This window comes from Prevotella sp. AM42-24, assembly GCF_003461825.1.
Taxonomy (GTDB): Bacteria; Bacteroidota; Bacteroidia; order Bacteroidales; family Bacteroidaceae; genus Prevotella; species Prevotella hominis.
Window position 1 is genome coordinate 47,501 of the sequence record NZ_QTXV01000017.1, and the last position, 15,622, is coordinate 63,122.

General features: G+C 40.9%; 15 protein-coding genes (1 of these 15 only partly in view). 12 read left to right on the forward strand and 3 right to left on the reverse strand.

From position 1 onward, the window contains the following. From DW917_RS07360 to DW917_RS07370, 3 genes are all read left to right on the forward strand, one after another. Positions 1-220, forward strand: the final stretch of a protein-coding gene (locus DW917_RS07360) for a hypothetical protein (protein ID WP_118117368.1). 260 nt of this gene lie to the left of the window's left edge; the window shows 220 of its 480 coding nt (coding positions 261-480); its start codon lies beyond the left edge, outside the window; the stop codon is at positions 218-220. Positions 221-313: 93 nt separating this feature from the next. After that, positions 314-535 (forward strand): DUF2795 domain-containing protein, encoded by a 222-nt coding sequence (locus tag DW917_RS07365; protein ID WP_006848869.1) that lies wholly within the window; start codon positions 314-316, stop codon positions 533-535. A 326-nt stretch (positions 536-861) separates the two neighbouring features. After that, a complete protein-coding gene (locus DW917_RS07370; RefSeq protein ID WP_118117370.1) occupies positions 862-2,235 on the forward strand; it encodes a tyrosine-type recombinase/integrase in 1,374 nt (457 codons plus the stop codon). 258 nt (positions 2,236-2,493) lie between these two features. Here DW917_RS07370 and DW917_RS07380 read toward each other — a convergent pair whose 3' ends face one another. From DW917_RS07380 to DW917_RS07390, 3 genes are all read right to left on the reverse strand, one after another. After that, the gene (locus DW917_RS07380) at positions 2,494-2,904 is read right to left on the reverse strand and encodes a hypothetical protein (protein ID WP_118117374.1); all 411 of its coding nucleotides are present in this window, start codon (positions 2,902-2,904) and stop codon (positions 2,494-2,496) included. A gap of 176 nt (positions 2,905-3,080) precedes the next feature. After that, positions 3,081-4,304, reverse strand: coding sequence for a transposase (locus tag DW917_RS07385; RefSeq protein WP_118117376.1), 1,224 nt, complete (start codon positions 4,302-4,304; stop codon positions 3,081-3,083). A 122-nt stretch (positions 4,305-4,426) separates the two neighbouring features. Continuing rightward, the gene (locus tag DW917_RS07390) at positions 4,427-5,389 is read right to left on the reverse strand and encodes a CfxA family broad-spectrum class A beta-lactamase (RefSeq protein WP_118117378.1); all 963 of its coding nucleotides are present in this window, start codon (positions 5,387-5,389) and stop codon (positions 4,427-4,429) included. A gap of 140 nt (positions 5,390-5,529) precedes the next feature. On the opposite strand from DW917_RS07390, the gene DW917_RS07395 reads away from it, so the two are divergent. The 9 genes from DW917_RS07395 to DW917_RS07435 all read left to right on the forward strand — a co-directional run bounded on the left by DW917_RS07395 (position 5,530) and on the right by DW917_RS07435 (position 15,544). Next, on the forward strand, positions 5,530-6,816 hold the full coding sequence (locus DW917_RS07395; RefSeq protein ID WP_118117380.1) for an IS1380 family transposase: 1,287 nt from the start codon (positions 5,530-5,532) through the stop codon (positions 6,814-6,816). A 594-nt stretch (positions 6,817-7,410) separates the two neighbouring features. Continuing rightward, on the forward strand, positions 7,411-8,040 hold the full coding sequence (locus DW917_RS07400; RefSeq protein WP_118117382.1) for a DUF6088 family protein: 630 nt from the start codon (positions 7,411-7,413) through the stop codon (positions 8,038-8,040). Then, on the forward strand, positions 8,009-8,467 hold the full coding sequence (locus DW917_RS07405) for a nucleotidyl transferase AbiEii/AbiGii toxin family protein (RefSeq protein WP_118117384.1): 459 nt from the start codon (positions 8,009-8,011) through the stop codon (positions 8,465-8,467). Before DW917_RS07400 ends, DW917_RS07405 begins: the two co-directional genes overlap by 32 nt. A 207-nt stretch (positions 8,468-8,674) precedes the next feature. Further along, the gene (locus tag DW917_RS07410) at positions 8,675-9,613 is read left to right on the forward strand and encodes a type IX secretion system membrane protein PorP/SprF (protein ID WP_118117386.1); all 939 of its coding nucleotides are present in this window, start codon (positions 8,675-8,677) and stop codon (positions 9,611-9,613) included. An 18-nt stretch (positions 9,614-9,631) separates the two neighbouring features. Then, positions 9,632-11,092, forward strand: coding sequence for an SUMF1/EgtB/PvdO family nonheme iron enzyme (locus DW917_RS07415; protein ID WP_022110542.1), 1,461 nt, complete (start codon positions 9,632-9,634; stop codon positions 11,090-11,092). A gap of 5 nt (positions 11,093-11,097) precedes the next feature. Further along, entirely contained in the window at positions 11,098-12,030 is a 933-nt protein-coding gene (gldL, locus tag DW917_RS07420) for a gliding motility protein GldL (protein ID WP_118117388.1), read from the forward strand. 32 nt (positions 12,031-12,062) lie between these two features. Then, positions 12,063-13,619, forward strand: coding sequence for a gliding motility protein GldM (gene gldM / locus DW917_RS07425; RefSeq protein ID WP_118117390.1), 1,557 nt, complete (start codon positions 12,063-12,065; stop codon positions 13,617-13,619). 113 nt (positions 13,620-13,732) lie between these two features. Beyond that, the gene (gene gldN / locus DW917_RS07430) at positions 13,733-14,779 is read left to right on the forward strand and encodes a gliding motility protein GldN (RefSeq protein ID WP_118117400.1); all 1,047 of its coding nucleotides are present in this window, start codon (positions 13,733-13,735) and stop codon (positions 14,777-14,779) included. 135 nt (positions 14,780-14,914) lie between these two features. Beyond that, entirely contained in the window at positions 14,915-15,544 is a 630-nt protein-coding gene (locus tag DW917_RS07435) for a porin family protein (protein ID WP_118117392.1), read from the forward strand. Positions 15,545-15,622 lie beyond the last annotated feature (78 nt).

Below are 15,622 nucleotides of genomic sequence, written 5' to 3' on the forward strand. Positions count from 1 at the left end.
TTCCCTGCTAAAGAGAGAGGATTTCCAGCAGTTTCTCTTGAATGTGTCTGATGATACAGTTTTAGTAGTTACAGACATCAATCTCGATGCAGAATATAAAAAAGTATGGTTGCGTCTCGTAGCTGATAATTGTACCGTTTTGACCTTTGATTTGGTTGATTGTGGTATAGTTTTCTTCGATAAAACCAAATTTAAGCAGAATTTTAATGTAAATTATTGATTTGTGCGTAAATTTGTTCCATAAATATTTGGAGTTTAAAATAAAAGTATTACTTTTGCAGCCAAATTAATAGAAACGTTAAATTATAGAGCTATGTATTGGACACTTGAATTGGCTTCAAAGCTTGAAGATGCACCATGGCCTGCAACAAAAGAAGAGTTGATTGACTATGCAACTCGCTCTGGTGCGCCTCTAGAAGTTCTAGAGAATTTGCAGGAGATAGAAGACGAAGGCGATGTTTACGAAAGCATCGAAGACATCTGGCCTGATTATCCTTCAAAGGATGACTTCTTGTGGAATGATGACGAGTACTAATCGTTCATCGATTACGATTATCAGTATAAGATAATGGAAATGAGCCATATAGGTGATTTCTCATGAAATTCCTATATGGCTTTTTGCCGTCTTTTACCGCCAATTTTACCGTTCTAATGGCCTTATTTTACATAATTAAATGATCAATAATCGGTATATCCTGAAATTCTTTCTTTTCAGATCGGTTAATTTCATCTTTTCTTCTCTTCTTATTCTCCTTACTTCATACTAAAATCATCTGAAGTTTATAAAAAAGGAGTGATATGATAAACTTTTCTACTATCTTCGCGTACATAGTGCCATAATTAATAAAAAGGTATTTTAATATGGGAAGAATTTCAAGACTTTATCCGAAAGGACGATTGAGACTGCGTATACCAAAAATGGTGCAGTCTGGTAAAAAGTATCCATTGTATATAGAATACAATTGGCATGCTGATTCTATTCGTAAATCAACTGGTATAAGTGTGTCAGTAAAGGAATGGCATGAGAAAGGCTATTGCGGTATTGGTGAAATACGTGCCACGACTGATATTGACTATAAGTATTATAATCATGTTCTTCATAAGCGTATCGAAGACATAGATGTGAAGATACATAAGTATTATGAAATGCATCAACATATTACTTGTGATGTGATTCGATCTTTTCTCGAAGACAATGACAATGCTTTGCGACCTGATGAAGGAAAAGACTTCATAGAGTTTGCTAAAGAGTTGATGGAAAAACGTTATGAGAAAGGTAAGATAGGTTTCAGTACTTGCAAGAATGGTATTTCATATCTCAATCAGTTTGAGGAATACCTGTTGCTTGAACACAAAGGTACACATGGTGAGCATAAGGAATTCATTTATGTCTCAGATATTAGTGAAGACTTATTGCTTGACTTCCGTAAGTATCGACTCTTGGCAAAAAAGAAAGCAACAACAGTCAACAAGACTCTATGTCCGATTCTTCAGGCGTGTGAATATGCTTGTCAGTTAGGTTATATCTCTCATCAGCTTAATGCATCTCTCCAGGACTTGTATATGAAAGAAGAGAACCGGCTTGATGAAGAAGAGAGGAATATCAAGTATCTCACTGAAGAGAGACTTGCTGAGTTAGTTTCCGTTTATAATACCATCGAACAACCTCGACGAAAAGAGTTTTTGGAGATGTGGCTTTTTGCCTTCCATGCTTGCGGTATGCGAATGGTTGATGTGATGACGCTCCGATGGAAAGACATTGATTTCAACAAGAATTTCATCAGTAAAATACAAGTCAAGACGAGAAACCGAAACACCATACCTTTGAGTGAACCACTCATTCGTATTCTTGAAAAATGGAAGGGTAGAAACAAAGTCTTTGTTTTTGATCTATTGCCAGAGAACTTCGATATAAATGACCATGAGGCGATATACCGTCGTAGAAATTCCTGGAATAATACCATCAATACTTCGCTTCGCTGTATATCTCATGATTTAAAATGGAATCAAGACTTGACTTTCCATGTATCAAGACACACTTGGGCAGTTTTAGCGCTTGCACACGGAGCTGAAATCAGTGAGATAAGCAGATTGTTAGGTCACGCTTCAACAGGCGTCACAGAGCGAGTTTATGCAGAATTCTTGCCAGACAACCTTGCGACTGTAGTAAGCAAACTTGGCTTCTGCTTCATTCCTGATATGAATGCCAAACAAAAGAAGGTGGTATCACGCTAAACAGAGTGATACCACCTTCGATCAAATTTGTAGCCTTTATAGTCGAAACTATCAGAATATCTTGTAGTCCTTGCCAGTAAGATTAGAAATTGGCTTGAATAAACGCAATTGAATGAGCCCTATCACGATAAATGCTATTCTGACTATTACTGAACCACCCATAGTAAAACCGTGCCATACGAGGAAAATGGGTGAGCACATGAGGGCTACGATGATTAGGCACATTAGAGCTGCTAGAAATGTTTTTGGTCCCATACGTCAATAATCTAATGGAGCTATGAAATGATCATCAGGCAGGTCGTGAAAATGCTTGCCATCTGCATCATTAGTCATATATGTTTCGTTTTCTGGATCTTCTGTAGCGAAATAGATTTCCAAATCCTTGAAACGATTTTTGAGAAGAACGCGGAAGTCAGTAATCAATGCGAGTTCTTCCGCTTCTATATAGAGAAAGCCTTCTGAAAGTTCGCATTTCTTGATATTACCACAGAGATTGCAAGTCCCATAGTCCACACCAAGAGCTAAGATGATGTTTCCTTCCCAATCATCGGCCTCGTCTTCTTCCATAGCAGGGCGTTCTTTCTGTATGAAAGTCTGATAGAGGTCATATATCTCTTGCAACTCTTCTTGTTTTCCTACAATGTGGTAGCGTACTTTTATATTATGCATTTGGGATGCAAAGATAGCTAAATCTGATACTATGTCTTGTCAATCGATTTCACTACTGTCCAATAAAAAAGGGCAATTCGATCTTTGAAACAGTTGAATTATAGTCTTTTATGCAGTATTTTGCAATGAAACGGACTTGATTTTGTACAATAGTTCGTTAATAATTCAATAATGTGCTAAGCAGCTATACGCTGTAAGCACGAGAGATCTTTGAAAATCTTGCTAATTAAAGTTCGGTTCGGGGTGTACCCGCTTGCTTTAAAAATTCGTTTCACCAGATAAATGTTGGTCATCAGTGACTTGAATGAAGACATAGAATATTCCATTCCCATCTCCTTCATAGTTACCTTGGCAACATTTAGTGATGTGAACGAAGCATTGAAAGCAAAATCGAGTTTCCACTTATCGCGAGCCTGGCAGTCCATAAGACCAGTATAGCCTTTGGCGTCACGAAAGCAAAATTCGATCTGAAACCTGGTTCTATAATAAAGAAGTACCTCTTCACCCGAAAGTGAGGTGTCTGTAGAGAAGAATAGTTTCTTCTTGCCATTCGGCATCTGCCAGATGACAAGTCTAACTTTACACTTGAGTGCCTTGGAATAGGCAATCAAAGTATAAGCTGTTCCTTCTATATCTTTCATCTCCATCTTCTCCATTCGAGTGAGGTCAAGATTCTTCATATCAATCTTGCCATCCTTGGTCTTGGGGCGATCACGTTTTCCAGTACGTGGACCAGTATAGACATAAAAGAGACAAGCATTGTCACGAAAGCGGCTTATCAAAGAGAAACCTTCTTTCTTTATCCCATTAACAAATGTACTTGTAGAGAAGTAAGCATCTGCAACTATGAGGGTTGAGAGTTTAAGAAGTTCCTTGCGGTAACGCTTAATGACGCTGATATAGAAATCTACCATAGTCTTGTTTCTAAGACTCAGTTCTTTATTATTTAGCGACTGGTGGGCTCTTAACATCATGCAGTCTTTGGTATCAATATCAATGAGTCCAATACCCATGATTTCGAGACCATGTTTAACAGACTGAGCACATCCTGACCAAAAACGACCGATATGTGGTGTTTTCTTGCCAGCTTTACTGATGTAGCTGGGATCAATGGCAATAGCCCATCTTCCCTGTTTACCCAAGAAGCGCTTGGCAAGTGAGACATTAAGTTTGAGCCAATCAATGCACTTCGACTTTTTCAAGCCGAATGCGTTGCGATAGGTTTGCTCAACATGCAAGCCATACCTCCCCATTTGGGTGAAATTTATCTTTCTTGGTATTACCATGAACAAAATTATCACCTCGATGAGTATTTTCTCGAAACTTTTTGTTATCTTTGCAGCTGAATCTTCAACTGCATCTTTAAAGATATCCATATATTGGTCAAGTCCTGTATTCATGTAATATTGTATTTGTCGTGATCTACAAAGTTACTGAAAATCAGCGACTTGACCAACTTTTTACAGTTAAGTTTTCATAAGCATTTCTTAATATAAGTTATTGATTTACAGACGATTAAATATTAATTTAACGCAGTATTGATTAATAAAGAATATACTACCGCTGATATATGCGCAACAAATTGTGACGCTTGTGATTCATTTCCCTTGAAATCCTTAACAAATACAGCTAAGGTATAGCAGACCTTATTAGGCAGACATATATAGGCTACATCATTCTGAGCTGCAAGAATACCATTTTCATTGACATCACCAGAACCTGTCTTATGTGCTATTACAACCCCTTCTTTATCAAGAAGTGGAGCTACTATCCTATCTATACCTGTTTTACATTCTTTCAATGCATTCTTAATGAAATCTTGTTTCTCATTACTGATAAGACTTTCTGTAAACAAACGATTCATCAACATTGCAGCACCAAGAGGAGATGTGTAATTAGAGTAAGCTTTGTCATGGTCAGCGGACATTTCCTCTTCTGTATAAGCTATCTGAAAACTCGAATGTGGTATGAGTTTCGCTATAAAACTGTCTGTTTGTGCAGTATTGAGCATATTCTTAAACATGATATTGCTTGCATTATTGTCGCTCTGGGAAAGAGTATAGCGCAACAGATCTCTTACTGTCAACGATATAACTGGTGCTGAATAATCTTTCATCATAGGGCTCCATGTCTTTGGATCAAGTTTTTCCCTATTTATCTTTACCAAGGTATCAAGGGAAAGGCCTTTTTTGTCAAAATCATTGCAAAGAGCTAATGCCTGATGAACCTTAAATACACTCATCATAGGATAAATGCTTTTATTATTAACACTAACCGTATCTGTGTTATTAATAATAACCGCCACACCAATTTCACCAGGACAAGCCGAGACAATCTGAGAAATGCTATCAGTCAAAACATCTGTTAATGGAGGATTCGCGCTACCTTTTGTAGCTGATTTATGGGACAATGAGAACACCAAGATGAAGATGCAAACTAAAGCTATACACAAAACTACGATTTGCTTTTTTCTGTTTTTTTTCATGTTTCTTAATTCCGCAACACTATAGTTTAATATTATTTATAAGTGCCTGAGCAACAAAAAGTTGCCCAGGATTTTGCCATGTCAGAATTTTCACTTACCTTAGTGTTGCGAAAAGAAGACAAGCAAAACTCTAATATGACATGGCAAAGATACAAATAAAATCTGAGAAACTCACTCCTTTTGGGGGAATTTTTTCGATTATGGAGCAATTTGATGCTCTTTTAGCTCAAACCATAGATTCCACCTTGGGATTGAGATGCACTATGTTTGGTTATCAATATAGCGAGATTCTACGCTCTCTGATGTGCGTATATCTTTGTGGTGGCTCATGTATTGAGGATGTTACAACTCACCTGATGAAACATTTGTCTCTTCATCCAACTCTTCGCACTTGCAGCGCAGACACCATATTACGTGCTATCGAAGAACTGACTTTTAAGAGCATCACCTATAAGTCTGCTTCTGGCAAATCCTATGATTTCAATACTGCAGACAAGATGAACTGCTTACTGGTCAATGCCCTGCTTGCTACTGGTCAATTGAAATCCGGTCAAGAATATGATTTTGACTTTGACCATCAGTTCATTGAAACAGAGAAGTATGATGCAAAACCAACCTACAAGAAGTTCTTGGGCTATAGTCCAGGTGTAGCTGTCATTAACGACATGATTGTTGGTATTGAAAATAGAGACGGCAACACAAACGTACGCTTCAACCAAAAAGAAACTTTGGAAAGAATCTTCAAGCGATTGGAGGCTTCGGAAATATATATTTCTCGTGCCCGCATGGATTGCGGCTCATGTTCGGAGGAAATCGTAGATATGGTAGAGGCTCATTGCAGGCATTTTTATATTCGTGCCAACAGATGCTCTTCTTTCTACGATTCCATGTTTGCCTTAACTGGATGGAAAACTGTTGAAATCAACGGTATTGAGTTTGAGTTGAATTCTATCCTTGTTGAGAAATGGAAAGGAAAACCGTATCGTCTTGTCATACAGAGACAAAGGCGAATAGATGGAGACCTTGACATTTGGGAAGGCGAATATACCTACAGATGTATACTGACTAACGATTACAAGTCGAGTGCAAGAGACATCGTGGAATTCTACAATCTTCGTGGTGGCAAGGAACGCATCTTTGATGACATGAACAATGGCTTTGGCTGGAATCGATTGCCAAAATCGTTCATGGCACAGAATACTGTATTCCTGCTTATGACAGCTCTCATCAGAAACTTCTACAAAGCTATTATGCAGAGATTGAAAACCCAGGAATTTGGATTGCGTGCCACCAGCAGAATCAAGACCTTTGTTTTCAAGTTCATCTCTGTTCCTGCGAAATGGATTAAGACATCACGTAGGCATGTATTGAACATTTACTCAGACAACAATGCTTATGCCAACCTGTTCAAGACAGACTTTGGTTAAAGACCATGCTTTTCTGGTTAAACCAGCGTATTACCTCAAGTCGCTTTATGGGGTAAGGGGATTTTGTGTCTGCGACATTTCTGTTGTGCAAGAAATATGTACAATAAAATGAATTTTGTCGCTTTGCAAGCAAAATCCCACTAAACCCTATAGGTTGCGGATTTGAGGTAAAGAAGGTTACACAAAAGAACAAATAGCGAAACTTATGTTTATAAATGGTCGTCATCGTAAGACTTCTGACTATTCTCTATATTGGCGAGCCGGAAACTCCATTGTCGTGCAGGTCTTGTCCGCAGTCTTTACTGCAATAATCAAGCAGTATCCAGATTCATTCGGAGAATTTGCCTGTATGTCTCTTAAAGAGTGAAAAACTGCCACGAAAAAAGAGTATCAACGTCGATATTATGCCAGTCATAAGGAAGAACTACAACGCAAGAGCTGTGAGTACCACAGACAGCTAAGAGTGAATAAGAATAGGTGATTGTAGAAAATGTTTGCAAAGTTTTCTACATAAAAAAAGTTAATTTAATCAGTGGTATGTTACGCATATCGCTGATTTTTTGTATTTTTGCACCATTAAAGAAAGGAAACGATATGGCAGAAATAGCAAACCGTATATACGAGACAAGTGAAGGGCAGATTCTCTTCATCTCAGACTTCTCTGACATCAATGATAATGAGAAGGTGGTAAGTCGTGCACTTTCTGTAGAAGAAAAAAAGGGAAATATAGTTCGATTAGCTAATGGGGTTTATCTTCGCCCTAAGAATACCCGATTTGGGATAGTCTATCCATCAATAGATGAAATGGTGATGGCTATAGCCCAGCGAGATAAGGTACAAATACAACCTTCAGGAGTTACAGCGCTCAACAAACTTGGACTCTCAACACAGGTGCCTACAAAATATACTTATCTGACATCGGGAAGTGGAAGAGTCTTGACTCTTGGAAATCGGACTATAGAGTTGAAGAGAAGTGTTCCTAAGAACTTTGCTTTTCAGACAGTGTTGGCAGCGCTTCTTGTACAAGCTCTTAGGACATTAGGACAAAAGAATGTAGGTAATCAAGAACTCTCTACCATAAGAAAATTGGTTAATGAAGAGGAACATAAAGACTTGTTTGTACAAGATCTTACTCTCATGCCAGTATGGATGAGAAGGCTAATAACTGATATAATAGATAAAAACGAGCATTATGACACTTTGGTTAAATCACACAATAGATGAACGAATAGCAATGTTGCAACGTGCGGAAGAGAAGTTTCGTATTAATCAGGTTGCAATTGAAAAGGACTGGTGGGTAACTGTGGTGCTCAACGCTCTTTTCAAATGTTCATGTGCAGATCAACTCATCTTTAAGGGAGGTACAAGTCTCAGTAAAGGATGGAATTTGATAGAAAGATTCAGTGAGGATATAGACTTGTATGAGCGTATTGTTAAGCATCGTTCCATATACTATGCTGTAGGTTATGTAGATTATTCTAAGTTGATGCCGAGTGAGATTGATTTCGTTCCTAGGCAAGAGTTAATGAAGGATTGGGAGGGTGATTATGCAGAGATGTGTAACCACTTTATCTATGGTCAGACTTTATCTTTCGAAAAACTTTTAGAGCGAATCAAGGAGTTGCAAGATAGGTTTAGAAAGGTCTTTTAGCGACTTTTACTCCTTAATAAAATGTTCGATATAAAAGTTGGAAAACTATAAGTGCTTGGTATTCAGCCCTAATATTCCTCTGGAATGATGATGAGTATTAAGTGATGATAGGGCTGCTCTTATGGATAAGGGCAGCCTTTTTCATTTTATTTTTTATCTCTATTCCCAATTCATACAATATTTTGAGAAAAAATCCGTTATAGTATCGTGTATAAAAGAATTAAAATAGCGACTTTATTGATGATACTGGGTATAACCACCTGTTATGCTCAGTACGATCCTTCTTTTAGTCATTATTTTGATATGGAACCTTCCTTCAATCCTGGTGCGGTAGGTAAACAAGCCAAGATAAATGTGAATATTGATTATGCATTAGACATGGCTGGTTTTGAGCATAATCCCCGGACTATGTATGCTGGAGCCGATTTGCCTTTCTATGCCTTGAAGAATTATCATGGTGTCGGTGTGCAATTCATGAACGACCAGATAGGTTTGTTTACTCATCAGAAGTTGGCTTTGCAATATGCTTTCAAGAAACGGCTTTTCAAGGGTATGCTCAGTGCTGGTATTCAAGCTGGTTTTCTAAGTGAAAGTTTTGATGGCAGCAAAGTGGATTTAGGAGAATCTAATGACCCTGCTTTCTCCACCTCTCAGATTGATGGTAACGGACTGGATCTTGGCTTTGGTCTTTATTATTCGCATGGTGCCTGGTATGTGGGAATTTCCGGACAGCATCTGAATGCCCCTAAGATTGAAATGGGTGAAACGAATGAAATGCAGATAGATGCAACTTATTATTTGACTGGCGGATACAATATTAAGTTAAGAAATCCGTTTTTATCTATAAAGCCTTCTACTCTTGTCAGATACGATGGCGTGACCTGGAGAGGAGATGTAAGTTGCAGGATGGTCTATACGCATGAGAAGAAAATGATGTATGGCGGTGTGTCTTATAGTCCTACCAATTCCGTTACGTTCCTTGTTGGTGGAATGTTCCACGGAGTGGTGTTAGGTTACAGTTATGAAATGTACACGTCGGCTATCAGTCCTGGCAATGGAAGTCATGAGTTGTTTGTCGGTTATCAGACTGACATCAATCTCGTAAAAAAAGGAAGAAATAAACATAAAAGTGTAAGAATACTATAGTATAAGAATAATATGAATATGAAGAAAGGTATCATGTGGCTTTGCTCAGCCTTTGTGCTGGTGGCATTGACTGGATGTTTCGGTGCCAAATCTACCTCGATGGCAGGTCGTGGTGGTGAAGTCGTGGGCGTATCTGGCAGGGGATTTACCGAGCCAGCTCCTTACGGCATGGTGAAGGTGAACCGTGGCTTCCTGAAGATGGGCTTGGAAAAGCAAGACTCTCTTTGGGGTGGAAAAACGCCTGTGAAGGAAATCTCTGTGGATGGTTTCTGGATGGACGATACTGAAATTACCAACTCAGAATATAAGCAATTTGTTGCTTACGTGAGAGATTCTATCTTGCGTACCCGTCTTGCTGATCCTTCTTATGGAGGCGATGAAACTTATATGATTACGGAAGATAAGAATGGTGAACCAGTGCCTCCGCGTGTCAACTGGAAGAAGAATCTTCCTAAGAAACCTAATGAGGACGAACTGCGTGCCATTGAGAGTCTTTATACGACCAATCCTGTGACGGGAGAGAAGTTGATAGATTGGAGTCAGCTCAACTATAAGTATGAAATCTATGATTATACTGCCGCTGCCTTGCGTCGCAACCGTCTCAATGCTTCTGAGCGTAACCTCAATACTGACATCGAGGTGGATCCGAACGAGGTGGTCATGATTTCCAAGGATACAGCCTATGTGGATGATGAGGGTAGAATCGTGAGACAGACCATCAACCGACAGTTGAGTGGACCTTGGGATTTTCTCAATACCTATATCGTGAATGTTTATCCGGATACTACCTGTTGGGTGAATGACTTCAAGAATTCTGATAATGAGACTTATCTCAGAAGTTATTTCAGCAATCCTGCCTATAATGATTATCCTGTGGTAGGCGTAACTTGGGAACAGGCGAATGCATTCTGTGCCTGGCGTACGGACTATCTGTTGAAAGGCTTGGGTCCTGAGGCACGTTTCATACAGAGATATCGTCTGCCTACTGAGGCTGAGTGGGAGTATGCTGCCCGCGGTAAGGAGCAGAATGAATTCCCTTGGGAAAACAAGGATGTAAAGAATGGGGATGGATGTTTCTATGCCAATTTCAAGCCAGACCGTGGTAATTATACCAAGGACGGAAACCTGATAACAAGCCGGGTGGGCATCTATTCTCCTAATTCTAACGGACTGTATGATATGGCAGGTAATGTGGCTGAATGGACCAGTACGATTTATACGGAAGCGGGTGTTGATGCCATGAACGATCTGAATCCAACGCTTGTTTATAATGCAGCCAAGGAAGATCCTTACCGCTTGAAGAAGAAAAGTGTGAGAGGTGGTTCATGGAAGGACCCTGAGTCTTTCATACGTTCGGCATGGCGCTCTTGGGAATATCAGAACCAGCCTCGTTCGTATATCGGATTCAGATGTGTGAGAAGTCTCGCAACAACATCAAGTGCAAAACAGAAACCTACAAAATCAAAGAATAGGAGATAATAAAAATGGGCGATTACAGTAAGTTTAATATCGTTTACCGTCTGCAAAAGTGGATGGATAGCGTGCCTGGACAAACATTCCTGAACTATGCATATAGTTGGGGTGCATCTATCGTTATCTTGGGTACACTCTTTAAGTTGACTCACTTGCCGGGAGCCAATCTGATGTTGTTCTTGGGTATGGGTACTGAGGTATTGGTATTCTTCCTGTCAGCTTTCGACCGTCCTTTTGATAAGACTGCCGATGGTCGTGATATTCCTACACATATTACTGAAGAATATCTGGAGACGGGCAAGGTCACTTATGATACAAATAATTCTGTAGCTGGTTCTCAACCGGTTTCGGGTTCTCATCCTGTTTCCGGAGATGCTGTGGTTGTGGGACAGCCGATTGTCTTTGCTCCTGGTGCTACTGCTTCTCAGGGCATAGCTTCTGCAGCAACTTCTGAAGGCACAGCTTCATCTCCTGTTTCTGCAGCAGCTTCTTCTGTCTCTGCATCATCTTCAGATGATAAGGATGCTGATGTTGCTGTTCAGCAGCCTCAGTCAGCAGCCGTTCAGCAGCCTGTAGCTGGTTCTACTGCATGGGTTGGTGGTCAGCAGCAGATAACTCCAGAAATGGAGGAAGCACAGAATAACTATGTGGAAGAGTTGAAGAAGCTGGTAGAAACTCTCGAAAAGGTAAATGAACAGAGCAGCCGCCTGACCCGTGATAGCGAGGAAATGGAAAATCTGAACCGTACGCTTACCGGTATCAGCAAGGTATATGAAATGCAGCTGAAGGGTGCCAGTCAGCAGATTGGTACTATCGACCAAATCAATGAGCAGAGCAGAAAGATGGCTCAGCAGATAGAGCAGCTCAACAAGATTTATACTCGCATGATCGAGGCAATGACTGTCAATATGAGAGCTGCTGCCCCACATGTAAGTGAAGAGTAAAGCATTCAATCGAATTTTTCAGTTATAAATAAATGGCAATAAAGAAAAGACCCGTTTCACCGCGCCAGAAGATGATCAACTTGATGTATGTCGTCCTCATGGCCATGCTTGCATTGAACATCTCTACCGAGGTGCTCAACGGATTCTCTATTGTGGAGGAGAGCTTGAACCGTACCACGGCCAATTCTTCTGCAGAGAATGCTGCTATCTATGGGGATTTCAGCGAGCAGATGAAGAAGAATCCTGCCAAGGTGAAAGAATGGTTTGAGAAGGCTACTCTGGTGAAGGAAATGAGTGACTCGCTCTACAACTTCGCACAGCAGTTGAAAGAAGCCATCGTCAGAGAGGCTGATGGAAAGGATGGCGATGTGAAAAACATCGAGAACAAGGATAATCTGGAAGCTGCGGGCATCGTGATGCTGGCTCCTGGTACGGGGAAAGGCAAGAAACTCTATGATGCCATCAACCGTTATCGTGAGCGTATCCTCACCATGGTGACTGACGAGCATCAGAAGAAAATCATTCAGAGCAACCTCGCTACAGTTGTGCCAAAGAATTCAAGGACTTTGGGCAAAAACTGGCAGGAATATATGTTTGAGAATATGCCTGTGGCTGCTGCTATCACTTTGCTCTCCAAACTGCAGAGTGATGTGCGCTATGCGGAAGGAGAGGTGCTCCATACCCTCGTTTCTAATATAGATATGAAGGATATTCGCGTCAACAAACTTGATGCCTTTGTGATTCCGGAGAAGACTACGCTTTATCCTGGCGAGCGCTTCAATGCCAACATCGTGATGGCGGCTGTGGATACTACCCAGCAACCGGAAATCTATGTGAATGGTATGCGCGTGAATACGGCTCATGGGCAGTATTCCTTTACTGCTGGAGGCGTAGGCGAACACCAGTTCAGCGGATATATTCTGATGCACAATGCCAAGGGAGATGTCTTGCGACGCAATTTCCTGCAGAAGTACAGTGTGATTCCGGCTCCTAATACTGCTACTGTGGCAGCCGACATGATGAATGTGCTCTATGCCGGTTTCCACAATCCAATCAGTATCAGCGTACCGGGAGTTCCTGCCAATGCGATTTCTGCCAGCATGAGTGGCGGTTCCTTCATCTCCAAGGGAAATGGACATTTCGTGGCAGTTCCATCTGCTGTAGGAAAGGATGTGACGATTACAGTTACGGCTCGTGACAAGGGACAGACCCGTACGATGCCACCGTTTGTTTTCCATGTCAGAAAACTTCCAGACCCAACGGCTTATCTGGCTTTGGGTACCAATAGATATAGAGGCGGTGCTCTGTCAAAGGCTTCTCTGATGGGAGCAACAGGCATTCATGCCGCGATTGATGACGGATTGCTCGATATTCCGTTCAAGGTGCTGAGTTTCGAGACTGTATTCTTCGACAATATGGGAAATGCGGTTCCTCTTGCTTCAGCAGGTGCCAATTTCTCACAGCGTCAGCGCGAGGAATTCCGCCACTTGTCCAGAAACCGTCGCTTCTACATTTCTCATATCAAGGCAGTTGGTCCTGATGGCATTACCCGCAATCTCTCTGCTGCAATGGAAGTGATTGTAAGGTAAGAGAGAGTCTGGAATAGGAAAAAGGCGAATCTGGGCAGGATATTCATTCCGGGTGGGATGGAAAACTTGCCAGAATGCATAACATAATGATCAAAGTAAATAAAATCAATGTGATGAAAAAGATATTTATGCTTTTGATGCTTGCAGGTGTTACGCTGGGAATCAGCGCTCAACCTGAAGCGCGCCGCCAGGCACAGCAAAAGGCTCAGCAGAAGTCGAATGCCAACAACATGACGACCCGTGCACAAATCATGTTTCCTACTACTGCTTCCATGGATGAGGATGTGGTATGGAGACGTGACATCTATCGCGAGTTGGATCTCAACGATGATGCCAATGCGCCTTTGTATTATCCTGTGGAACCATTGGGCAGTCAGACAAACTTGTTCACCTATATGTTTAAGTTGATACTCTCAGGTCGCATCAAGGCTTACCAGTATAAGTTGGACGGCAACGAGAGTTTCAGTGATGCAGACTTGGTGAAGCCAAAGGCATTCCTGGATAATTACCATATTTATTATGAGAAGGATGCAAACGGAAGAATGCGTCTTGACAACAGCGATATTCCTTCCCGCGAAGTGAAATCTTACTATGTCAAGGAATCTTCTTATTTTGATCAGCGTACTTCCACCTTCCATACTCAGGTGTTGGCACTCTGTCCTATCATGACCCGTGAGGATGATTTCGGAGATGGTGGCAATAAATATCCTTTGTTCTGGGTGAAGTACAGCGACCTGGCTCCTTACTTGTCTAAACAGCAGATTATGACCAGTAATCTGAACAATGCTGCGACGATGAGTGTGGATGATTACTTTGTAAGAAATCAGTATAAAGGAAAGATTTACAAGACCAATAATATGTTGGGCAAGACTTTGGCCCAATATTGTCCTTCTGATTCGGCTATGAGCAAGGAGCAGAAGAGGATAGAGGCTGAATTGGCTGCCTTTGAGAAGAATATCTGGGGCGATCAGGAGAGAAAGGATTCTCTGGATAGTATTGCCAATGCCGGTAAGAAGGATGCAAAGACTGTCAAGAAGAACCGCAGAAGTTCTTCTAAGTCTTCAGGTTCTTCTTCGAGTGTAAGAAGACGTCGCCAGCGCAGTTCTGGTTCTTCTACCTCCAGTGCAGCCCGCGTTTCTGTCAGAAGAGAGCGCCATTAATTGGTTTGGTTCTGATTGTTGGAAATAATAACTATCGGAAATATCAATCATTGGAATCATAATGATTGGGATAAGAATCGTTGGAATTATATGATTTGAACAACAATTATTAGAAATAAAAATAGAGAAATAGGTATGAAAAAAGTATTGACTTTTATGGTGTTGTTGGCATCATTGCTGTTCGTGCAGCAGGCTAACGCACAGGTTAAGTTTGGTTTGAAAGGTGGTTTGAACGTTACCAATATGTCTTTCAGCAAAGATGTCTTCGATGCTTCTAATAAGACAGGTTTCTTCGTAGGTCCTATGGTGAAGATCACCTTGCCAGTAGTAGGTTTGAGTTTCGATGCAGCTGCTCTCTATGATCAGAAAGAGGCTGACGTGAAGTATCAGGGATCTGATAATTCATATTTCAAGGAGAATGTAAAGCAGAAGTCTCTCAACATTCCTGTGAATGTACGCTATGGTTGGGGATTGAGCAGCGTGGCAAATATCTTTCTCTTTGCGGGTCCTCAGTGGGGAATCAACGTAGGTGATAAGAATTTCAAGTGGGATACTGGTAGCAGTTATTCTTTGAAGAAGTCTAATTTCAGCGTCAATGTGGGTGCTGGTGTTACTTTGTTGAGCCACGTACAGCTTTCTGCTAACTACAATATTGCTTGTGGAAAGACTGCAGATGCCTCTCTCGAAAAGGTGGGCGAAACCGTTTTGGGTAGTGATAGAAGCCGCAACAATTCATGGCAAATTGCGCTTGGCTACTGGTTCTAAAAATCGGGGCCAGTTCAGTCTGGCTTTCTTAAAATATATAAAGAGGGTGTGTCATAAGTCTGTGACGCACCCTTTTTT

Excerpts from the sequence above, each read along its gene's own strand:
- DW917_RS07365 (WP_006848869.1), top strand. The coding sequence starts at position 314 with ATGTATTGGACACTTGAATTGGCTTCAAAGCTTGAAGATGCACCATGG.
- DW917_RS07370 (WP_118117370.1), top strand. The coding sequence starts at position 862 with ATGGGAAGAATTTCAAGACTTTATCCGAAAGGACGATTGAGACTGCGT.
- DW917_RS07380 (WP_118117374.1), bottom strand. The coding sequence starts at position 2,904 with ATGCATAATATAAAAGTACGCTACCACATTGTAGGAAAACAAGAAGAG.
- DW917_RS07385 (WP_118117376.1), bottom strand. The coding sequence starts at position 4,304 with ATGAATACAGGACTTGACCAATATATGGATATCTTTAAAGATGCAGTT.
- DW917_RS07390 (WP_118117378.1), bottom strand. The coding sequence starts at position 5,389 with ATGAAAAAAAACAGAAAAAAGCAAATCGTAGTTTTGTGTATAGCTTTA.
- DW917_RS07395 (WP_118117380.1), top strand. The coding sequence starts at position 5,530 with ATGGCAAAGATACAAATAAAATCTGAGAAACTCACTCCTTTTGGGGGA.
- DW917_RS07400 (WP_118117382.1), top strand. The coding sequence starts at position 7,411 with ATGGCAGAAATAGCAAACCGTATATACGAGACAAGTGAAGGGCAGATT.
- DW917_RS07405 (WP_118117384.1), top strand. The coding sequence starts at position 8,009 with ATGACACTTTGGTTAAATCACACAATAGATGAACGAATAGCAATGTTG.
- DW917_RS07415 (WP_022110542.1), top strand. The coding sequence starts at position 9,632 with ATGAAGAAAGGTATCATGTGGCTTTGCTCAGCCTTTGTGCTGGTGGCA.
- gldL (WP_118117388.1), top strand. The coding sequence starts at position 11,098 with ATGGGCGATTACAGTAAGTTTAATATCGTTTACCGTCTGCAAAAGTGG.
- gldM (WP_118117390.1), top strand. The coding sequence starts at position 12,063 with ATGGCAATAAAGAAAAGACCCGTTTCACCGCGCCAGAAGATGATCAAC.
- gldN (WP_118117400.1), top strand. The coding sequence starts at position 13,733 with ATGAAAAAGATATTTATGCTTTTGATGCTTGCAGGTGTTACGCTGGGA.
- DW917_RS07435 (WP_118117392.1), top strand. The coding sequence starts at position 14,915 with ATGAAAAAAGTATTGACTTTTATGGTGTTGTTGGCATCATTGCTGTTC.